This is a genomic window from Microbacterium xanthum (assembly GCF_034531355.1).
Lineage (GTDB): Bacteria > Actinomycetota > Actinomycetes > Actinomycetales > Microbacteriaceae > Microbacterium > Microbacterium xanthum.
Genome location: NZ_JAWHUE010000002.1, coordinates 332,089 through 351,174 on the forward strand (window position 1 = coordinate 332,089; position 19,086 = coordinate 351,174).

The 19,086-nt window shown below is 70.7% G+C and carries 19 protein-coding genes; 10 read left to right on the forward strand and 9 right to left on the reverse strand.

Annotation, left to right across the window (positions count from 1 at the left end):
* Positions 1 to 73: 73 nt before the first annotated feature.
* Positions 74 to 1,015, reverse strand: a complete 942-nt coding sequence (locus tag RZO50_RS07185) for a diacylglycerol/lipid kinase family protein (protein WP_322599032.1) — start codon at positions 1,013 to 1,015, stop codon at positions 74 to 76.
* Positions 1,016 to 1,119: 104 nt separating this feature from the next.
* Between RZO50_RS07185 and RZO50_RS07190 the strand changes: the two genes are divergently transcribed.
* Positions 1,120 to 2,958, forward strand: coding sequence for a hypothetical protein (locus RZO50_RS07190; RefSeq protein WP_322599033.1), 1,839 nt, complete (start codon positions 1,120 to 1,122; stop codon positions 2,956 to 2,958).
* A 3-nt stretch (positions 2,959 to 2,961) separates the two neighbouring features.
* Here the strand turns inward: RZO50_RS07190 and RZO50_RS07195 are convergent, their stop codons facing one another.
* From RZO50_RS07195 to RZO50_RS07215, 5 genes are all read right to left on the reverse strand, one after another.
* Positions 2,962 to 3,420, reverse strand: coding sequence for a BLUF domain-containing protein (locus RZO50_RS07195; RefSeq protein WP_322599034.1), 459 nt, complete (start codon positions 3,418 to 3,420; stop codon positions 2,962 to 2,964).
* Positions 3,417 to 3,701, reverse strand: a complete 285-nt coding sequence (locus RZO50_RS07200) for a hypothetical protein (RefSeq protein ID WP_322599035.1) — start codon at positions 3,699 to 3,701, stop codon at positions 3,417 to 3,419. Before RZO50_RS07200 ends, RZO50_RS07195 begins: the two co-directional genes overlap by 4 nt.
* Positions 3,702 to 3,779: 78 nt before the next feature.
* Positions 3,780 to 5,597, reverse strand: coding sequence for a sigma-70 family RNA polymerase sigma factor (locus tag RZO50_RS07205; RefSeq protein WP_322599036.1), 1,818 nt, complete (start codon positions 5,595 to 5,597; stop codon positions 3,780 to 3,782).
* 196 nt (positions 5,598 to 5,793) lie between these two features.
* The gene (locus RZO50_RS07210; RefSeq protein WP_322599037.1) at positions 5,794 to 6,099 is read right to left on the reverse strand and encodes a hypothetical protein; all 306 of its coding nucleotides are present in this window, start codon (positions 6,097 to 6,099) and stop codon (positions 5,794 to 5,796) included.
* 104 nt (positions 6,100 to 6,203) lie between these two features.
* On the reverse strand, positions 6,204 to 6,590 hold the full coding sequence (locus RZO50_RS07215) for a four-helix bundle copper-binding protein (RefSeq protein ID WP_322599567.1): 387 nt from the start codon (positions 6,588 to 6,590) through the stop codon (positions 6,204 to 6,206).
* A gap of 139 nt (positions 6,591 to 6,729) precedes the next feature.
* Between RZO50_RS07215 and RZO50_RS07220 the strand changes: the two genes are divergently transcribed.
* Entirely contained in the window at positions 6,730 to 7,488 is a 759-nt protein-coding gene (locus RZO50_RS07220; protein WP_322599038.1) for an alpha/beta fold hydrolase, read from the forward strand.
* Between the two features lie 71 nt (positions 7,489 to 7,559).
* Here the strand turns inward: RZO50_RS07220 and RZO50_RS07225 are convergent, their stop codons facing one another.
* Both RZO50_RS07225 and RZO50_RS07230 read right to left on the reverse strand, forming a co-directional pair.
* Positions 7,560 to 8,450, reverse strand: coding sequence for an SDR family oxidoreductase (locus RZO50_RS07225; protein WP_322599039.1), 891 nt, complete (start codon positions 8,448 to 8,450; stop codon positions 7,560 to 7,562).
* A 49-nt stretch (positions 8,451 to 8,499) separates the two neighbouring features.
* On the reverse strand, positions 8,500 to 9,051 hold the full coding sequence (locus tag RZO50_RS07230) for a Dps family protein (protein WP_322599040.1): 552 nt from the start codon (positions 9,049 to 9,051) through the stop codon (positions 8,500 to 8,502).
* Positions 9,052 to 9,251: 200 nt separating this feature from the next.
* Between RZO50_RS07230 and RZO50_RS07235 the strand changes: the two genes are divergently transcribed.
* From RZO50_RS07235 to RZO50_RS07270, 8 genes are all read left to right on the forward strand, one after another.
* Positions 9,252 to 11,069 carry a glycoside hydrolase family 15 protein gene (locus RZO50_RS07235; RefSeq protein ID WP_322599041.1) on the forward strand — a complete coding sequence of 606 codons (1,818 nt, stop codon included), beginning with the start codon at positions 9,252 to 9,254 and terminating at the stop codon, positions 11,067 to 11,069.
* Positions 11,059 to 11,976: an SMP-30/gluconolactonase/LRE family protein gene (locus tag RZO50_RS07240; protein WP_322599042.1), complete on the forward strand. Its 918-nt coding sequence runs from the start codon at positions 11,059 to 11,061 to the stop codon at positions 11,974 to 11,976. The genes RZO50_RS07235 and RZO50_RS07240 overlap by 11 nt, the downstream gene beginning before the upstream one ends.
* A 14-nt stretch (positions 11,977 to 11,990) precedes the next feature.
* Positions 11,991 to 12,791: an SDR family NAD(P)-dependent oxidoreductase gene (locus tag RZO50_RS07245; RefSeq protein WP_322599043.1), complete on the forward strand. Its 801-nt coding sequence runs from the start codon at positions 11,991 to 11,993 to the stop codon at positions 12,789 to 12,791.
* Between the two features lie 11 nt (positions 12,792 to 12,802).
* Complete coding sequence (locus tag RZO50_RS07250) at positions 12,803 to 13,999, forward strand: NAD(P)/FAD-dependent oxidoreductase (protein ID WP_322599044.1); 1,197 nt, start codon at positions 12,803 to 12,805, stop codon at positions 13,997 to 13,999.
* A 77-nt stretch (positions 14,000 to 14,076) separates the two neighbouring features.
* On the forward strand, positions 14,077 to 15,693 hold the full coding sequence (locus RZO50_RS07255; protein WP_322599045.1) for a sensor histidine kinase: 1,617 nt from the start codon (positions 14,077 to 14,079) through the stop codon (positions 15,691 to 15,693).
* A 139-nt stretch (positions 15,694 to 15,832) separates the two neighbouring features.
* Positions 15,833 to 16,291, forward strand: a complete 459-nt coding sequence (locus tag RZO50_RS07260; RefSeq protein WP_322599046.1) for an RpiB/LacA/LacB family sugar-phosphate isomerase — start codon at positions 15,833 to 15,835, stop codon at positions 16,289 to 16,291.
* Between the two features lie 11 nt (positions 16,292 to 16,302).
* On the forward strand, positions 16,303 to 17,157 hold the full coding sequence (locus RZO50_RS07265; protein WP_322599047.1) for a transketolase: 855 nt from the start codon (positions 16,303 to 16,305) through the stop codon (positions 17,155 to 17,157).
* Positions 17,154 to 18,107: a transketolase family protein gene (locus RZO50_RS07270; RefSeq protein ID WP_322599048.1), complete on the forward strand. Its 954-nt coding sequence runs from the start codon at positions 17,154 to 17,156 to the stop codon at positions 18,105 to 18,107. Before RZO50_RS07265 ends, RZO50_RS07270 begins: the two co-directional genes overlap by 4 nt.
* Here the strand turns inward: RZO50_RS07270 and RZO50_RS07275 are convergent.
* Positions 18,091 to 19,074, reverse strand: coding sequence for a zinc-binding dehydrogenase (locus RZO50_RS07275; protein WP_322599049.1), 984 nt, complete (start codon positions 19,072 to 19,074; stop codon positions 18,091 to 18,093). The two genes, RZO50_RS07270 and RZO50_RS07275, sit on opposite strands and share 17 nt — an antisense overlap.
* Positions 19,075 to 19,086 lie beyond the last annotated feature (12 nt).

Here is a 19,086-nt window from a genome sequence, read left to right on the forward strand (position 1 = left end):
CCCGCATCCCGACGGCGCCGGGGGCCTCGTCAAACGCCCCGACATCTGGTAGCGACACCGGCGGGAGGTGGGGTCAGCGAACTCGCAACGCGGCCGGCTGGATCGAGACGGTGAATCCGGTCGCCTCACCGACCTCTTCACCGTCGATCTCGAACACCCGAGGGGAGGGGAGGGAAACGCGGATGCGGCGCGCGCGACCGTGGGTCACATCGTCGGTGTCCGCCGACTCGCTCGCATCACTCCGTCGGATCATGCGGCCCAGGCCGCTGTCCCACAGCATCGTCTTGAGCGTCCCGAGCCACGGCGTCAGGCCCTCGGCGCTCAGCAGCAGGTAGTCCAGGTCGCCGTCGCCGGGATCGGCATCCGGCAGCAGGGAGAAACCGCCCTGCAGACTGCCGCAGTTGCCGATCAGCAACGTGTGACCGGATTCGTCACGACCGGGCCCGTCGTCGACGGTGAGGGTGAACGACACCAGGTCGCTGGCCTGCAGGGCGCGCCCGAGCGACTCGACGTACGCCAGCCAGCCCGCTTTGCTCTTCAGCGACTCGTCGGTCTCGGCGATCATGTTCGCGTCGATACCGAAGCCGATCATCACGACGAAGGCATGGCGCTCGGTCCCGGTCGTGAACTCGACGTCGACCCAGCCCACGTCGATGGGGCGCGCCTGGCCGGAGGCCGCGCGTTCCACGGCGTCCACGGTCCGTCGCAGCGGCACGTCGAGGTTGCGGGCGAGCAGGTTGCCCGTCCCGAACGGCACGATCCCCAGGTCGACGTCCGCGCGCACGTCCGCGAGGTGCTCGGCGACGGCCCGCACCGTCCCGTCGCCGCCGGCGACGATCACGACCTCCGGAGAGGTCTCCAGCGCCCGCGCCGCCACGCCCTGCCCGGGGTCTTCGACCGTCGTGTCGAACCAGGCGATCTCGTCGGCGGTGAAGACCCGCAGCAGGGGATCCTCGAGGTCTTCCCGCGTGGTCTTCGCGGGGTTCCAGATCACCGCGGCACGAACAGAGGTCATCAGACCAGCGTAGGGGCGCGTGACGGTGTGCCGCAGCGGTTTCGCGCCGCGGTGCGGCGTGGGTTCGCTAGCGTAGGACCAATCGCTTGGAAGGTCCTTCCCGAATGCCTCTCCCCGAGCTGTCCTCGTCGCGCGCCGCCGCGCGCGGTGTCCGTCGTGCCCGCAACCGGGTGACGCAGGCGCTGGGGCTGTGGTGGCTCGCAATCTCGGCGGGTGGGTTCTACAACCGGTGGAGCACCGGACTGTCGGCGCTGCTGGCCGTTTTCATCAGTGTCCCGACCCTCGACGACGGCAGCTTCGAGGGGTACCTGAAGGCCGTCGCGGTGGCCGCCGTCGGGTGGCTCGTGCTCGCGATACTGCTCCTTCCGGCGGCCATCGCCGAACGGCGCATGTCGCACCGGGGGGCGCGGGCGGCGACCGTGCTCGGAGCGCTCGTCGTCGTGGTCGGCATCCGCACACCGCTGAACGACTGGCTCGGCGTGCAGATGTGGGGCCTGTCGAGCGAGGGGGCGTTCGGCCCGCGTGTGGCGACCAACCTGATCTCGGCCCTGCTGCTCTTCTCGGTCGTCGCCGTCGCGCGCGACCAGTACGCCGCGCGCCATGTGATCACCGAACGTCTGAGCGATGCGCTGGCCACCCTGCAGTCCCGCCTGGGCCGGGCGCGCCAACAGTCCGCCGAGACCCGACGCCTCCTGACCGACACCGTTCACGGGCTGCTCGACGCCCGCGAACGCATGCTCGCCGGCACGGTCGACTTCGACGCGGTCCGGTCGTACTCCGACCAGGTGCGCGCCGAGAGCCATCACCTGAAGGCTCGCGCCCACGACGTCGCCGCGGACGTCGCCGACCTCGAGGTCCGCGAGGCGTCGCCCCACGTGCGCCGGTCGTTGTCCGAACGCCTCGTCGCAACGCCGTGGCTGCTGGTCGCGGTCTTCTACATGACCGGCACCCTGCCCTTCTGCCTCGCCGCCGGGGGAGTGCGCGTGGCCGTGATCGGCGCGGTCGGGGTGGTCGCCGTCGACCTGGCCGCCGGTGCGCTCGTCCGCTGGGCGATCCCGCCCCGCGGCCATCGCCTGCGGGCGCCGCTGTATCTCGCCGTGTGGGTCCTCGGCGGCGGCGCCGTGTGCGCGCTCGCGTACGCCCTCCTGCCGGGGCTTGGAGCCCTCGGGTTCGTTGCGATCGTCGCCGTCCCCGGCATCGCCGTCGTGGTGGCGCTCTGCGTCGACGCGGTCCATGAGGCGCGCGCGGCCGCGCGACGGTCCGAGGCCCTCATCCCCGATGTGGCCCGACAGGTCGCGCAAGAGACCGCCCGTGCCATCGACCCGCTCCGGCAGGCCGTCGACCTGCTGCACGGTCGGGTTCAGGGGCGCTGCGTCGTGCTGGCCGCGCAGGTCGCCGAGGGCGACGCCGGAACGCAGCACGTCGCCGACTTCCGTCGCCGCACCGACGAGGCCTTCGATGCGCTGGTGGCGCTCGCCGACGGGGACGACCCGATGGTCGTGGGCGAGGCAGGCCCGATCGTCGACCCGTTCTCCGACATGCCGGGATACGTCCACGACGCCGAGCCCGCTGCGGGACCGATCGAACGCATCCTCGGGGCGTGGGGTGCCGTCATGGAGGTGGCCGTCCGCACCTCCGACAAGGCCGCGGTCGCCCTGGCCGATCCCGATGTCGCCGACCGGGTCGTCGACATCGTCAACGAGGCGCTCGTGAACGCGGTCAAACACTCCGGGGCCCGCGCCGCGCTCATCCGGCTCACCGTCGCCGGCGACGGGCGACTGCGGGTGCGTGCCATCTCCCGCGGGACCCTGTCGGAGGAAGCGACCCGCCGTGCGGGGCTGGGCACGAGCGGGATGGATGTGCGCGTCACACAGTCCGGCGACGACGTGGTCTTCGATGCGCTCCTGCCGTGGCGCGATCCGGCCGCCGTCTTCGACTTCTGAGTGCTACGCGGCCGCCGGCGGTGGTGTCGGGCGGGCCGAACGCACACGGAACCACAGGCTGATCTCGCGGATCGCGCGCATGATGTGGGTGCGGTCGGCCGCGGCATCCAGGTCGTCGAACGTGTCTCGGAACCCTTCGGGCAGCTCCGACTGCGGCGTCGAGATCGGCTGGAAGCCCATGCTCCACGCGGTGAACTGGCGCTCGTCGATCGGCTCGTCCAGCAGCACCCGCAGGTCGGCGTGGCGCGGGTCGGCCGCGATCCTCTCGACGAGCGCGTGCACCGTGTCGGCGGGACCCTCGAGGATCTGCACGAAGCGACCGTTGCGGTGCAGCAGCATCCCGGTCACCCCCAGCCGGTCGTTGTTCTCCCGGCTTCCGGTCAGGATGCGCTGCAGCTCGGGGTCGCCGAGGGCTGCACGGGCGTTGCTGACGTAGACGAGCGAGACCAGGTCGGCGCTCATGCGACCGCCTGCGGCTCGGGCTCGTAGTGGGCGATCAGGGCGTGCATCGCCTCGCGCAGCCCCGACTCGCGCCCGACGCACGTCGAGCGGCCGTTGAAGACCAGCCACGTACCGTCGGCCTCGCGATCGAGGTAGCCGAGGAAGACGCCGTCGCGGTTGGCGACGTGGAAGCCGTCTTCGACGCGCGCCCAGACGATGCCGGCGCCGCGCCGAGCGGCGACCGTCCCACGACTCGGGCGAGCGGCGGCGGGGGGAGGGGCAGGGGTGACGTCGGAAAGCACGTTCCCACCCTGCCCTCTCCGGGCCGGATCGGCGGGCCCTTGCGCGGAAGGGTCCCGATGTGGAAGGTGATCCCCGGCTCAGCCGGACAGGAGGGCGCGCACCCGCGTGGACGCGGCGTTCGCCCCGCCGTCGCCCGGGTAGTCGATCACGACCGTCGCATTGCGGAGGAAGTCCAAGACGGTCGGACGGAACACGAGGATCGCCGAGCCCTGGTCGTCGAGGGTGGCGCTGCGACGCGCGACGCCGTCGACGACGAGCTCGACCTCCGCGCCGGGCGTGCCGTGGACCGCGACGTCGATGTGCAGGGCCGTGGACCCCGCCGGGAAGTACGCCTTCGACGACGCGATGTGCACGGGCGAGAAGGTCGGGGGATCCGGTGTCGGTTCGGGGGTCGGTTCCGGCGTCGGATCGGGCTCCGGTTCCGGCGTCGGCTCGGGCTCCGGTGACGGCGTGGGTTCGGGGGTCGGTTCCGGCTCGGGAGTCGGGGCGGATGTCGGCTCGGGTTCTGGAACCGGCGGCTCCGTCGGGTCCGGGGTCTGCGTCGGGGCCGGTGTCGGAGACGGGGTGGCGGGGGTCGAAGGTCGAGGACTCGCGGTGCGCGGCTCGGTCGACGGGCCCGGGTTCGGGGCCGCGGGTTCGGCCGCGCCGCCCGGCGCGGTGTCCGTCGGCCCCACCGCGGACGCCGTCGGTGCGGCGGTATCCGCTGCGGGATCGGTGGCGGCGGGGGTCGGAAGAGGGGTCGCGGTGTCGAGGGGGGTCGGGGCGGTCGCCGCGTCGTCGGCGTGGGCTGCCGCATCGGTCCGGTCCTCGTCGGTGGCCGCGATGACGACCTCCTCGGATGCGGCTGTCCGCGGCATCCAGGACGATGCCGTCGCCGCGGCGATCCCGCCGACGCCGACCACCGCGGCGGTGACCGCGGCGACGATGGCGACATTCGCCGACGCGAGAAGTCCTCCCGCCCCCGCAGCGCCCGCGGCGGCCGCGCCCCCGCCCGCTCCGCCCGCCGAGCCTGCCAGGCTCGCCGCGGCGCTCGAGGCGGAGCCGGGATCGGGCATCACGGGCATCCCCTCCAGCCCGGTCGCCGACATGGCGAGGGGCGCCGATGCGGGCAGACCCTGCAGTGTGGCCAGGTATCCGCCCGCCGCCGTCGAGCCGAGGACGAGCGGGAGGACGACGATGGCCAGACGCGAGCCGACGTGGCGGGCCTCCTCGGCCACGATGATGCATTGCGCGCACGTGGCGAGGTGCGCATCAATGCGCATCGTGTCCCGCCGGCCGGCTGTGGCCCGCGTGTAGGAGCCGAGACGCTCGACGGTCCAGCGGCACTCCGAATCGGCGGACAGGGTCCGCAGGTGGGCCTGGATCCAGGCGTCACGCAGTCCCTCCCGAGCCCGGAAAGCCAGCTGCGAGACCGCGTTGGCCTTCATGCCCACCAGCGTCGCCACCGCGGCGGGCTTCAGCTTCTCGATCTCGGTGTACCAGAGCACCTCCTGCCAGCGGGTGGGGAGGCTCCGGAAGGCCTGCATCGTCGTGGAGCGATCCAGCGCGGCATCGGCCTCGTCCCACTCGGTGCGCGGGTCGACGACCGCGTCGAGCTGATCGTCCGCGAACTCCCGCTGCCCGCGCCCCCACGCCGCAGCGGTGTTGCGGACGGTCGTGAACAGGTAGGCGCGGAAGCCGGTCGTCGGGCCGCCGCCGCGCATGATGCTGCGGTAGACCAGCGCGAACGACTCCGATACCAGGTCGTCGGCGTCGAATCCCGACGACAGCGATGTCGCGACCGTCAGGGCCGCCTCCCGGTGGCGTTGCCAGAGCTCGCCGAACGCACGGCGATCCCCGTCCCGCGTCGCCGCCACCAGATCGAGGTCCGAAACCCTCGCGGCGTCCTCCCGCATGCTGCCCCCAGATTCATCATCGTCCGCCGGGTGCGGACGATGAAGTGATGCACCGGTGCCCACAACCGTTACGCGAGTGCGGCGAACTCCCAGGTTCGCTGCGGGATCCCCGATCGCCGAGCGGGCGGGTGCGGACACACGCTATCCCATGCGAGCCCGCGAGGCCTCCGGGGTCTGTGGATCGGCGCCGCCGGCGTCAGCCGGCGCGTCGCTCGATGACGACGCTGCGCGCGGCGGCGAGCAGCTGCCCGCCGAAAACGGCGATGCCGGTGCCGGCGCCGATGATCGCCAGCGGATACCAGTGGCCCGCGGCGATGCCCACCGCCGCCATCAGCAGGCTCACGATCACCACGCCCAGCGGGAGCAGCAGCAGGTCGGCACGGTCGATCGCGAGAACGGCGACGACGGCCACGAGGGCGGGGGCGGCCAGGAGCAGTGCGGTGTCGGCCAGAGCCGTCGACGCGGTGGTGGTGAACGTCAGGAACTCGATGGTCCCGGGCATGGTGATCCTTTCTCGGACGGGCGGCACGCGTCGGTGCCGAAGGTGTGTTCCGCAGGCGGACATTCAAGAGATGCAGGGGAGGGGGATTCGTTACGCGGGTTCTCTCACAGCGACGCGAGGAGCTCGGCGCAGGCCTGCTCGCAGCGGCGGCACGTCTCGGCGCACACGCGGCAGTGGTCGTGCATGTCGGCGTGGCTCTCGCACTCCGTCGCGCAGGCGCCGCACGCTGCTCGGCAGGCCTCGAGGACGGCGCGGACCGTCGCGAGGTCGGGCTGTGTCTGGCGGGTGAGGATCCGCGCGGTCGTCGCGCAGACGTCGGCGCAGTCGCTGTTCATGCGGATGCACCCGACGAGGTCGGCGACCATGTCCTCACCGAGGCACGCATCGGCGCACGCCGTGCACACCTGGGCGCACTCGGCCGCCGCTTCGGCGCACCGGCGCACCAGCTCGCTCGCCTCGCCCGCGTCCACCTGCGGGTGGGAGGACCACATCTTCTCGATCGATGACATCATGTTCTCCTCTCGTGTCGGTTCGGCGAGGGTGTCGGACATCCAGGACACCAGACCCGGTCCTCGCAGCGTCCGGGCTTGACAGCCGGGGCGATCGTGACCGCGTCCTACGATGGCTCCCATGACCTCGATCGTCCGACTGCCCCGACTCGAGTGGGGCGACCCCGACGCGCCCCGCCACGCCCTTCTGGTGCATGGGCTCGGATCCAACGGCGCCCTCATGTGGCGCTTCGGCGTCGCGCTCGCCGAGGCCGGATGGTGCGCGACGGCCGTCGACCTGCGCGGACACGGCACGGCGCCGCGTGCTCTTGATTACACGCTCGAGGCGTACGCCGCCGATGTCGCCGCAACCCGATCGCGCCGGGGCGGGGCGCCGTGGGACCTGGCCGTCGGGCACTCGCTGGGTGGCGCGGCCGTGACGCTGGCGGCTGCGCAGCATCCGGGCTGGGCGCGCCGCCTCGTCCTGATCGACCCCGGCCTCCGCCTGACCGACGAGCAGCGCGACACCGTCCGCGCCAGCCAGGAAGAGGCATTCGCCGACGGAACCGTGGATGCCGTCCGCGCGCGCAATCCGCACTGGCACGAGAACGACGTCGAGCTGAAGGCGCTGTCCACGGCACAGGTGAGCCGGTGGGCGGTCGAGCAGACCGCCGCGCAGAACCCCGGCTGGGACGTCTCGGGCCCCGCGCGCACGCTCGACGTCCCCACGCACATCATCGGAGCCGATCCCGCCGTGTGGTCGATCTTCACCGGAGCGCTCGCCGACGAGGTGTGCGCCAACCCCCTCGTGTCGATGTCGGTGGTCGCCGGTGCCGGGCACTCACCGCAGCGCGATCGGCCCGACGAGACGATGCGTCAGTTCTTCGCCGCCATCGACTGACCGCCCGAGATCCGGCCGCATCGCACGACGAAGGCCCCGCCGCAGCGGGGCCTTCGTTCTGAGGGGTGGGCTCAGTGGATGGGGACGCCGCCCGTGACGGCGATCGTCTCGCCCACCACATAACTCGACTCCTGCGAGGCGAGGAAGACGAACGCCGGGGCGAGCTCCACCGGCTGTCCGGCGCGACCCATCGGGGTCTGCTCGCCGAAGTGCTCGATCTTCTCGTTCGGCACGTACGCCGGCTGCAACGGGGTCCAGATCGGACCGGGGGCCACGCCGTTCACACGGATTCCCCGCTCGATCAGCTGTGCGGCCAGGGCTCGGGTCCAGTTCGCGATCCCGGCCTTCGACACGGCGTACTCGGCCAGCGACGGCGAAGGCTGGAAGCCCTGCTCGCTCGAGGTCGTGATCACCGCGGCCCCGGGCGGGAGGTGCGGGCTGGCGGCCTTGGTCAGCCAGAACAGCGGATAGATGTTCGCCTTCATGACGTGATCGAGCGTGTGCGTCTCGAAGTCGTCGATGCTGTCCACGGTCGGCATCGCGCCGGCGTTGATCACGAGGATGTCGATGCCGCCGAGCTCGTCGACCGTTTTCGCGACCACGTCGACGTTCGTCTGCTCGTCCTGGAGGTCGCCGGGGAGGAGGACGGCCTTGCGCCCCTCCTTCTCGATGAGCGCGGCGACCTCCTCGGCCTGCGTCTGCTCTTCGGGGAGATAGCTCAGCGCCACATCCGCGCCCTCCCGGGCGTAGGCGATGGCGATCGCGCGCCCGATGCCGGAGTCGGCGCCGGTGACCAGCGCCTTGCGGCCGGGCAGGCGCCCCGTGCCGACGTAGCTGGTCTCGCCATGGTCCGGTGCCGGGTCCATGTCGTGGATCGTGCCCGGCGCGCTCTGCTGCTGCGGCGGGAACGGCGGGCGGGGGAACTGGGTGGTCGGGTCCTGCATCGTGTACATGTTCGTCATCGCAAGTCCTCCTCGTGGGTGTGCGGATGAGGGGAGCAGCAGGGCGCGGTCAGCGCTTCTTGGGAACGCGGTTCTCGGCGCTGACCATCCAGGCCAGCTGCTCGAGCCGTTCGAGGACCTCGTGGAGCAGGTCCGCGCTCGTGGGGTCCTCGTCGTCGATGCCGTCGTGCACCTCGCGCACGGTGCCGGTCACGGCCTCGAGACGCTCGGTCATGAGGTCGACGACCTCGGCGGTGTCGATCTCGCCCTGCGGGAACTCCGGCAGCGTGGTGGTCTCGGCGATCACGTCGCTGCGGCCGTCGGGCAATGCGTGAAGGGCCCGCATCCGCTCGGCGATCGTGTCGGTGAACTCCCGCGCGGCATCGATGATCTCGTCCAGCTGCAGGTGGGTGTCGCGGAAGTTCTTGCCCACGACGTTCCAGTGCGCCTGCTTGCCCTGCAGCGACAGCTCGATGAGGTCGACCATCACCTTCTGCATGCTCTCGCTGAGCTGCTTCGACGCGGTGAAGCCGCTCTCGGCGTTCTGCTCGTCGGTCAGTCCGGCGCCCGAGCCGCCGCGGGCAGGACGGCGCTTGTTCTTCGTCTGGGTGGAATCGGCCATGGGAGCCTCCCTTTCGTGAGGAATGGACGGATGAGACGCTAGGACGCGAATCCGACGCCGTGACCGGGGTTGCCGGAACGGCCATTCATTGCTACTTTTCGCGGTCGCGTCAGGTCCGGCCCGCCGGCCGGCGTGTACCCCGAAGACGACGAGGACGCAACCCTCCGCCGCCGGCGAGGGACGGTTCCTACCGTGGGGCCATGCCCGCCACGACCCGCGACGCCTCCGCCCCCGGCGCCGACCTGCGCACGTACGCGCCGATCGGCGACGGACGCACCGTCGCGCTGGTCGGCCGCAACGGGCGAGTCGACTGGATGCCGTTGCCCAACCTCGACTCGACACCCGTCTTCGCGCGACTGCTCGATGACGAGACCGGCGGATGCATCGATCTCGAGCCCGTCGACGAGTACACCGTCACCCGCCGCTACGTCGCCGACACCAACGTGCTCGTCACCACCTTCACGACGGCGGCGGGTCGGGCCCGTGTGACCGACACGATGGTCACCGGCGTCGCAGGGCGGTTGCCCTGGGCGGAGCTGGCGCGACGCATCGAGGGGGTCTCCGGCACGGTCGAGTTCGCGTGGGCCGTGACCCCCGGCACGCGACTGCAGACCGCGGGACCCTGGATCGAGCACGTCGGCGATCGGCGCATCCTGCGCGTCGGAGCCACCTCGCTCGCCGTCGACGGTGAGGAGCACGGCGAGTCCGATGCCGACGAGATCGACGGTCGACCGTCGGTCTCGGGACGCTTCACCACCTCGGAGGACTCGCGCCACCTGCTGGTGATCTCGGCCACCGACGCCGAGCCCCTGCACTTCCCGGTCCCCGCCAACGTCCAGCGCGGCATCGACCGCACCATCGACCAGTGGCGGCTGTGGTCGCGGGAGTTCGGGTACGACGGTCCGTGGGCACCGCACGTGCAGCGCAGCGCCCTCGCCCTGAAGCTGCTCGTCTACGCCCCCACCGGCGCGATCGCGGCAGCGGCCACCACCTCGCTGCCCGAGAACCCGCGCGGCGGAAAGAACTGGGAGTATCGGCTGGCCTGGGTGCGCGATCTCGCCTACACCGCTCGAGCGCTCGTGCGGTTCGGGCTTCGGGAGGAGACCCACGCGTCGATCTCGTGGCTGGTGCGCACCATCCGCGAACACGGTCCCGATCTGCACGTCATGTACGACCTGCGGGGCGGACTCATCGACGGCACGCGGGAGTTCGACGTCGACGGCTGGCGCGGGATCGGACCCGTCGTGGCCGGCAACCCGGCGAACGACCAGCTGCAGCTCGGCGTCTACGGCGACCTCTTCTCGATCTGCCGCACCTACGTCGACACCGGGAACGTGCTCGACACCGACACCGGACGCCTGCTGGCGAACATGGCCGACCGCACGTGCGACCTGTGGCGCAACCCCGACTCGGGCATGTGGGAACTGGGGGACCTGCAGCACTACACGTCCTCGAAGATGGGATGCTGGCAGGCGCTCCGAGACGCTGTCCACCTGGCCGAGCTCGGCGTGATCCCCGGCACCCCCGAGCGGTGGCGGGGAGAGATGGCCCGCATCGAGGAGTGGGTGCACCAGCACGGCTGGTCGGACGAAGCAGGCGCCTACGTGATGCATCCGGGCACCACCGACCTCGACGCCTCCGTGCTGCTGCACGCCGAAAGCGGGTTCGACCGGGGCGAGCGCATGTCGCGCACCATCGATCGGCTCACCGAAGAACTCGGTGCCGGACCGCTGCTGTATCGCTACACCGGCATGGACCATGAGGAGCACACCTTCGTCGCGTGCGCCTTCTGGCGCGCCGGCGCGCTCGCGTGCGTCGGTCGTCACGAGGAGGCGCTCGCCGCGATGGACGACCTCGTCACACGCGGCAGCGACGTCGGCATCTACGCCGAGATGATCTCCGAGCACGACGGAGCGTTCTGGGGGAACCTTCCGCAAGCCCTCAGCCACCTCGCACTCATCAACGCCGCGCTCACGATGGAGCAGCTGGTCCCCGCGGAGGTGCTCGGTGACCGCTGAGATCGAAAGCGATGTGGAGGTGTTCCGCGACCTGCGATCGGTGCTGGTGGAGAGCATCTTCTGGGATGACCGCACCGGCGAGGTCGTGTGGGTGGACATCACCGCCGGCACGCTGCACCGCGGTCGCCTGGCCGGGGCGGTCGACGGATCCGACGACCGCGTCGTCGCGCTTCCCGCCCCCGTCAGCGCCGTCCAACCCGCCGCCGACGGCGGGTACGTCGCCGCGTTGAAGGACCGCGTCGTGCTCCTCGGGGCCGACGGCGAGCTTCGAGACGAGCTCGCCCGCGTGGAACATGCGCACGACGGAATACGGTTCAACGAGGGAAAGGTCGACCCGTACGGACGGTTCGTCGTCGGAGCGATGGACGTCACCGTCGGCGATCCCGACGCCGGCCTGTACCTCGTCGACGAGCAGGGGCGGATCGACATCCTCCGCGGCGGGTTCGGCGTCGCCAACGGGTTCGAGTGGGCCGATGACGGCTCGGAGATGTTCGTCACCGACACCTCGACGTCGACGGTCTACCGTGCGCCCTATCGTGACGGGGCCCAGCCTCTCGGGGAGCTGCGGCCGTTCCTGGTCGGCCACGCCTCCGACGGTCTCGTCCGCGACACCGACGGCCGGTTCTGGAACGGGGTGTACGGCGGGGGCGAAGTGCTCTGCTGGTCTCCGGAGGGCGACGTGATCGCTCGCGTGCCGATGCCGGCACCGAATGTCACCTCCGTCGCCTTCGCCGGTCCCGAGCGCAAGGACCTTCTGGTCGGCACCGCGCGCGAGAACCTCACCGAAGCAGACCTCGTCGACTCGCCCCGGAGCGGCTCGATCCTGCGCATCCGCACCACCGCCGCGGGGCGCCCCGTCCACACCTTCGGGCGCCGACACGACCCCTCATCCACCGCACACCACTGACGAAGGGAACTGACATGGACCTCGGAATCACCGGCAAGAAGGCCCTCATCACCGGCGGGGACTCCGGCATCGGCTGGGAGACCGCACGACTCCTCCTCGACGAAGGGGTGACCGTCGTCCTGAGCGACAAGGACCAGGACGCCCTCGACGAAGCCGCCGCGAAGCTCGACGCCCCGGACGGCCGCCTGTTCGCGTTCGCCGCCGACGTCACCGACACCGCCGACCTCGCCGAGCTGCACCGCAAGACCGCCGCGGCCGTCGGCGCCATCGACATCCTCGTGCAGTCCGCCGGCATCACCGGCGCGCAGGGTCTGTTCCACGAGATCGACGACGACGGGTGGGTGAAGACCATCGACGTCGACCTGCACGGTCCTGTCCGCCTTGTGCGCGAATTCCTGCCCGACCTGCGCACCGGCGGGTGGGGGCGCCTCATCCTCCTCGCCTCGGAAGACGCCGTGCAGCCCTACGACGACGAGCTTCCCTACTGCGCCGCCAAGGCGGGGATCCTGGCGCTCGCGAAGGGCCTGTCCCGCTCTTACGCCCGCGAGGGACTGCTCGTGAACGCGGTCTCGCCCGCCTTCATCCACACGCCCATGACCGACGCGATGATGGAGAAGCGCTCCGCGGAACTCGGCACGTCCTTCGACGAGGCCATCACGTCGTTCCTCGACGAGGAGCGGCCCTACATGGAGCTCAAGCGCCGGGGCGAGCCGGCCGAGGTCGCCGCCGTCATCGCCTTCCTGTGCTCCGCGCAGGCGTCGTTCGTCAACGGCTCGAACTACCGGGTCGACTCCGGCTCGGTCGCCACGATCTGAGGAGGTTCTCGATGAGTGAAGACATCGCGACGTTCGATTACCTCATCGTCGGCGGCGGAATGGTCGCCGACGCCGCGGCCCGCGGCATCCGAGAGCGCGACACCGCCGGCACCATCGGCATCCTCAGCGCCGACTCCGACGAGCCCTACACGCGGCCGGCGCTGTCGAAGAAACTGTGGACCGACCCGGACTTCACGTGGGACCAGGTGCCCCTGAACACCGTCGCCGACACCGGTGCCGAGCTGCGGGTCGACACGCTCGTCACCCGCATCGATCGCTTCGGGCGGACCGTCGAGACCGCCGACGGCGGCGTCGTCGGGTATCGCCGGCTGCTGCTCGCGACGGGATCGGCCCCGCGGACGATCCCCGCACCGGACGGGGACGACCGGGTGCTGGCCTTCCGCTCCGCAGAGGACTACCGGCGCCTGCGCGAGCTCGCCGCCCGCGGCGGGCGCATCCTCGTCGTCGGCGGCGGCTACATCGGCACCGAGATCGCCGCAGCGCTCGCGCAGAACGGCGTCGACACCGAGCTGATCTTCCCCGACGCCACCCTCGGTGCTTCGCAGTTCCCGCCCGCCCTCGCCGAGCGCTACCAGGCGATGTTCACCGACGGGGGCGTGCAGCTGGTGCCCGGGCGTCGGGTCGAAGAGATCCGCGCCGAGGGCAACGTCCTGCACGCGGTCCTCGACGACGGTGAGGAGCGCGTCGCAGACGCGGTCGTCGTCGGTCTGGGCGCCGACCCCGTCGTCGGTCTCGCCGCCGACGCCGAACTCGCCCTCGACGACGGCGTCCTGGTCGACGAGCACCTCATCACCAGTGACCGTTCGATCTGGGCCGCCGGCGACATCGCGGCCTACCCCGACCCCATCCTCGGACGCACGCGCGTCGAGCACGTCGACAACGCCAACGAGATGGGTGAAGCGGTCGGCCGGTCGATGGCGGGGGAGGAGACGCCCTACACGCACACGCCGTACTTCTACTCGCAGGTCTTCGGCACCCGGTGGGAGGCGGTGGGCACCGTCGATGCGACGAAGGACCCGTTGACCGTCGACCTCGGCGACGATCGGGCCGTGGTCTACTACCGCGACGAGACCGGCGCACCGATCGGCGTCCTGCTGTGGAACGTCGCCGACGCACGCGATCGTGCTCGCGCCGTGCTCGTCGACCGCGAGACGTCGGAGCAGGCGCTGCGCGACCGCATCCGCTGATCGCTCGATTCGACGGGGTTCGCCGGTTCGGCCTGTCGGCGCTGTGAAAACGAGATGTTTCACGACAGAGTTATCCCATGCCGTGGGCTCCCGACGACCGTGACGTGCGATGGCGCATGCGGGCGGCGCTCCGCGGGCAGCTGCCGTTCCTCCTCGCGGTGCTCTACCTCGTCGTCGCGGCCGGCGTCGCGGCCCCGGCCCTGTTCTCGCTCGGCCTGGTCGTCGCCGGGTTCGCGCTGGTCGTCGTCGCGAGCGTCGCGGCGGTGGCCGTGCCGTGGGAGCGTCTGCCCACGGGGTGGCTCGCGCTCGTGCCGGCGATCGACATGGTCGCCGTCGCCTGCCTCCGGGTCGAGATGCTCTCGACCTTCGGGTGGGTCGGGGGTCTCTCCCTGTTCCCGATCCTCTGGTTCTCGTACGGGTTCGCCTGGTACGCGATCTTCGCCGCCGTGCTCGGTTCGGCGTTCATCACGCTGTTGCCGTACCTGCTCGATCAGGCCCCGCCCGAGACCGCGCTGCAATGGTTCAACGTTCTGGGGCTTCCGGTCCTCAGCGTCGGCATCGGGGTTGTGACGATGCTCGCCGCGCAGCGCCTGCGGGGGACCGCGCGAGCCACGCGCGAAGCGCTGCAAGCCTCGCGCGACGGTGAGATCCTGCTCGCGAATGTGCTCAACACCGTCAACGCCGGCATCGTCCACTTCGATGCGAGCGGGTCGCTCGTGGCCTCCAACGCCCACGCCGGGCGCTTCGCGGACCTCGCCGGCATCGACATCTCCCGGCCCCCGTACCACGGCCCCGCGATCCTCGCCGCCGACCGGGTGACCCCCATTCCACCCGACGACCAGATCGTGCCCCGAGCCCTGCGCGGCGAAGAACTCGACGACGGTATCGCCTGGATCGGCCCGCCCGGACGCCAGGTGGCCCTCGTCGCGTCGTCGCGGCAGGTGCGCCGCGACGACGGCGAGCTGCTCGGAACCGTGCTCGTCGTCTACGACGTCACCGAGATCGCCCAGGCCGCAGAGCTGCGAGAACAGTTCCTCGAGACGGTTTCGCACGAGCTGAAGACGCCGATGACCGGCATCCTCGGGTTCCTCGACCTGCTCGAAGAGGAGACCGACCCCGGGGCGGTGAAGCAGCGCGAGTACCTCGACGTGGTGCGCCGGCGAAGCGCCGACCTGATGGACCGCGTCCGCGAGATGCTCGCCGCCGCCGAATCCGACACGCCGCTCCACGTCGGCGGGGTCGACGTGGCAGGGCTCGTCGCGCGGGCGGTGCACGCCGTCGAGGAGAAGATGCCGGATGCGGGCGGCCGCATCGCGGTGTCGGCGCCGCACGAGGCGTCCGCCGAGATCGACGGTGCGCGCATGAGCCAGGCGGTGCGCGAACTCATCGTGAATGCGGTCAAGTTCGGCGACCCGGACGCGCCGATCGAGGTGAACGTCGCCGTCGACGACGAACGCGTGCGGGTGGAGGTCTCCAACCGGGGGCCCGACATCGCCGCAGCCGAGCAGGCTCGGCTGTACGACCGCTTCTACCGCGCGCCAGGCGCGATGTCGCGGGCGATCCAGGGCTTCGGTCTCGGCCTGACCGTGGTGGCCGCGACCGCCGACGCGCACGGTGGCGAAGTCCTCGTCGACAGCGGCGACGGAACCACCACCTTCACGATCGACATCCCCCGCGCCCCGGTCTTCGCCTAAGCTTCGCGCGACGCCCGGGAAGGGGGGTAGGGGCATTCCCCACGGCGATACGGGAATCCTCCAATGGTCGGCCACCGCGTCCGACGCTTGACTGAGGTGACCATAACGGGTCGCGATGAGGCGACAGAGAGGGAGCCCCATGCCTGGCACGATGCGCATCGCCTTCGGTTCGGATCCGAACGCGACAGACCTCAAGGAAGCTCTCATGGCCGTCGCCGAGGCCCGCGGCCACACCGCCGCCGACCTCGGCGCCACGGACCCCGTCTACGCACACGTCGCCACCGACGTCGCCACCGCCGTTGCCGCGGGCGACTACGACCGCGGGGTGCTCCTGTGCGGAACCGGTATCGGCGTCTCGATCGCGGCCAACAAGGTACCCGGTGCTTACTGTGCGCTCGTTTCGGATATCTACTCGGCGGAACGTGCGCAGCTCAGCAACAACGCCAACCTGATCTCCATGGGCGCGCAGACGTTGGGGGTGGAAGTCGCGAAGGCCCTGTTGGCGCGGTACCTCGAGTGCGAATTCGATCCCGAGAGTCGGAGCGGTCCGAAGGTCTCGGCCATCGCGGCGTTCGAACGACGGTCGGCATCGGCGTGAACACGGTCGACGTGAGCACTGCCGAGGACATCGAGTTGAGGATCCTCGCGACGCGAGCGCGTCGGAACGTGCTGCGGATGCTCGATGCCGGCGGCTCCGGACATCTCGGCGGCGCTTACTCGTGCATCGACATCGTTACGGCGCTGTATGCGAGGGTGCTTCGTCACGACCCGGCGAATCCGGGGTGGACGGGACGGGATCGATTCCTCTTGTCCGCCGGCCACAAGGCACTCGCCCAGTACGCGGTCCTGGCCCTGTTCGACTACTTCCCGGCAGAAGTGCTCGACACCTACGGGGCATTCGGAACCGTCTTGCCGGGGCATCCCGACATGAAGAAGCTGCCGGGTGTCGAAGCGAACACCGGGGCGCTCGGACACGGCACCGCCATCGCCGCGGGGATGGCCGTGGCAGCTCGGACAGCGGTCGAGCCCTGGCGCACATTCGTCCTGCTCGGCGACGGTGAGCTGGCCGAAGGGTCGAACTGGGAGGCGTTCGCGATGGCTGCGCATCATCGCCTCGGCAACCTCACAGCGATCATCGATGTCAACGGACTCCAGATCAGCGGGGAGGCTGAGCGCATTATGGGGATGGAACCCATCGCCGACAAGATGCGCGCATTCGGATGGGCGGTGCAGGAGATCGACGGCCACGACCATCGACAGATCCTCGACGCGCTCGGTCGCGCCCGTGTCGACGACTCCGCCCCGACCGCCATCGTCGCACACACCGTCAAGGGTGAAGGCCTGGCTCGGCTGGCGGGCACGGTGGGCTCTCACTATTGGACACCGAGCCGGGAGGAGCTGGGGGAGGCCTTCCTGGAACTCGACCGACGCCTGGTCTCGCTCGGACGTGAGCGTGTCGCATGACCGGCCGTGACCCGCGCAAGGCTTTCGGAGCCGCCGTCCACCGCATCGCACGGGAGAACGACGACGTCGTGGCGATCTCGGTCGACTCCGGTCTGAGTTCCGGGTTGGGGGGTATGCGGGATGAATTTCCGGAACGTTACCTCGAAGTCGGAATCATGGAGCAGGCCGCGACGGGCCTCGCTGCCGGCCTTGCCACGGCCGGCAGGATTCCGGTGCTCTGCGCGATCGCGCCGTTCGTCACCGCGAGGAACTTCGAGATGTTCCGGAACGACATCGGGTACATGCGCCAGAACGTGAAGATCGTCGGCCGCAACGCGGGACTGAGCTATTCGCCGCTCGGACCGACCCACCACTCCCTGGAGGACTGCGCGCTCGCGCGCCTGATCCCTGGTATCGCCGTGATCACACCCGCCGATTGCGGGGAGATCGAAGATGCGGTCGCGGCGATGATCGCTCATGAAGGACCGGTCTATCTTCGATTGGGCGCCGGGACCGTCCCCGATCTCTACGAGGCGGGCAGCTTCCGGTGGGGGCGGGGGCGGACGCTCTCGCGGGGGGACGACCTCACCGTGATCAGCTCCGGGCACATCACCGCCGAGGTCATCGACGCCGTTCTCTCTTTGCAGAAGCAGGGCATCGACGTGGAACACCTCGCGCTGTCCATGTTGGAACCTCTCGACCATGACCTCGTCGTCGAGGCGGCGCGCCGCACCCGGCGGGTCGTCACCGTCGAGGAGCACTATGTGCGTGGGGGGTTGGGTGGCGCGGTCGCCGAACTGCTCGCCGAGCGGTGTCCCGTGCCGCTGCAGGTCATCGGCGCACCGCACCGTTTCATCTCGAGCGGTCCGTACCGCGACGTCATCGTGGGGTGCAATCTGGATGCGCAGTCGATCGCCGACCGTGCGGCGGAGTTCGTCCGGACGACTGCGCCGGTCACGATCCCCGGATGACGGTCTTGCCGACCCCGTGGCCGGCGCCGACTCGGGTGAGTGCGGCCGAGAGAGTGTCCGGCGACAGGCGCGGGTAGACGTGCCGCGTGGGTGAACGCAACGCACCGGTTTCCGCGAGCGCGGCGACCCGGGCGAGGATCTCGGCGTGAGGGGTGCCGGGGCCGTTCCAGTCCGGGACCGCCTTGGTGAACATGAAGACCCAGTGCCACGTCCCGCTCAAGGGCTTCAGCGGTGTCACGTCGATGGGGCCCCGATCGACGCCGACGACGTGACCGAACGGCGCGAGGCACACGGCGAGGTCGTCGACGCGTCCGCGGGAGGCCGTCGAGATGACGGCGTCCACGCCTTTCGGGGCGATCCGGCGAACCTGCGGGGCCAGCGCAGACGCATGATCGACGATGTCGTGTGCACCGAAGCGCCGAGCCCACGCGGACGACTCCCGTCGTGCGGCGGTCGCGATCACTCGCACGTGGGGGAGGGTCGCGCGCGCGAGCTGGATCACAGCCGTGCCGACACCTCCCGCACCGCCGACCATCAGCAGCGTGCCGCGCGTGGATGAATCCCACCGGAGCTGGTCGTGCAGTGCTTCCCACGCCGTGATCATCGTCAAGGGCAGCCCCGCGGTGTCCACGGCCGACCAGCCTCGTGGTGCGCGCCCGCAAAGGCGCTCATCGACGAGGTGGTGAGGTTGAGCGGCGCCGTCACGGTCGAGGGTGCCGGCATAGAAGACGCGATCACCGAGATCGAAGGAACCCGCGTTCGGACCTCGGCCGACAACCTGCCCGGTCGCATCGAACCCGGGTACGACGCCGGCGGGTTCTGCCGCTGCGCGCTTGAGATCGACAGGATTGAGGCCCATCGCATCGACTCGCACCACGAGGTCGTGCCCGGTGGGCACCGGGACGGGACGTTCACGAGGAACGACCGTCAGGTGCCCGCCGGGCACGATTCGCGCGATCAGCGCCATGCCGACGCTCTC

Coding starts and splice junctions, on each gene's coding strand:
- RZO50_RS07185 (WP_322599032.1), bottom strand. CDS start 1,015: ATGACCTCTGTTCGTGCCGCGGTGATCTGGAACCCCGCGAAGACCACG.
- RZO50_RS07190 (WP_322599033.1), top strand. CDS start 1,120: ATGCCTCTCCCCGAGCTGTCCTCGTCGCGCGCCGCCGCGCGCGGTGTC.
- RZO50_RS07195 (WP_322599034.1), bottom strand. CDS start 3,420: ATGAGCGCCGACCTGGTCTCGCTCGTCTACGTCAGCAACGCCCGTGCA.
- RZO50_RS07205 (WP_322599036.1), bottom strand. CDS start 5,597: ATGCGGGAGGACGCCGCGAGGGTTTCGGACCTCGATCTGGTGGCGGCG.
- RZO50_RS07210 (WP_322599037.1), bottom strand. CDS start 6,099: ATGCCCGGGACCATCGAGTTCCTGACGTTCACCACCACCGCGTCGACG.
- RZO50_RS07215 (WP_322599567.1), bottom strand. CDS start 6,590: ATGTGGTCCTCCCACCCGCAGGTGGACGCGGGCGAGGCGAGCGAGCTG.
- RZO50_RS07220 (WP_322599038.1), top strand. CDS start 6,730: ATGACCTCGATCGTCCGACTGCCCCGACTCGAGTGGGGCGACCCCGAC.
- RZO50_RS07225 (WP_322599039.1), bottom strand. CDS start 8,450: ATGACGAACATGTACACGATGCAGGACCCGACCACCCAGTTCCCCCGC.
- RZO50_RS07230 (WP_322599040.1), bottom strand. CDS start 9,051: ATGGCCGATTCCACCCAGACGAAGAACAAGCGCCGTCCTGCCCGCGGC.
- RZO50_RS07235 (WP_322599041.1), top strand. CDS start 9,252: ATGCCCGCCACGACCCGCGACGCCTCCGCCCCCGGCGCCGACCTGCGC.
- RZO50_RS07245 (WP_322599043.1), top strand. CDS start 11,991: ATGGACCTCGGAATCACCGGCAAGAAGGCCCTCATCACCGGCGGGGAC.
- RZO50_RS07250 (WP_322599044.1), top strand. CDS start 12,803: ATGAGTGAAGACATCGCGACGTTCGATTACCTCATCGTCGGCGGCGGA.
- RZO50_RS07255 (WP_322599045.1), top strand. CDS start 14,077: ATGCCGTGGGCTCCCGACGACCGTGACGTGCGATGGCGCATGCGGGCG.
- RZO50_RS07260 (WP_322599046.1), top strand. CDS start 15,833: ATGCCTGGCACGATGCGCATCGCCTTCGGTTCGGATCCGAACGCGACA.
- RZO50_RS07270 (WP_322599048.1), top strand. CDS start 17,154: ATGACCGGCCGTGACCCGCGCAAGGCTTTCGGAGCCGCCGTCCACCGC.
- RZO50_RS07275 (WP_322599049.1), bottom strand. CDS start 19,074: ATGGCGCTGATCGCGCGAATCGTGCCCGGCGGGCACCTGACGGTCGTT.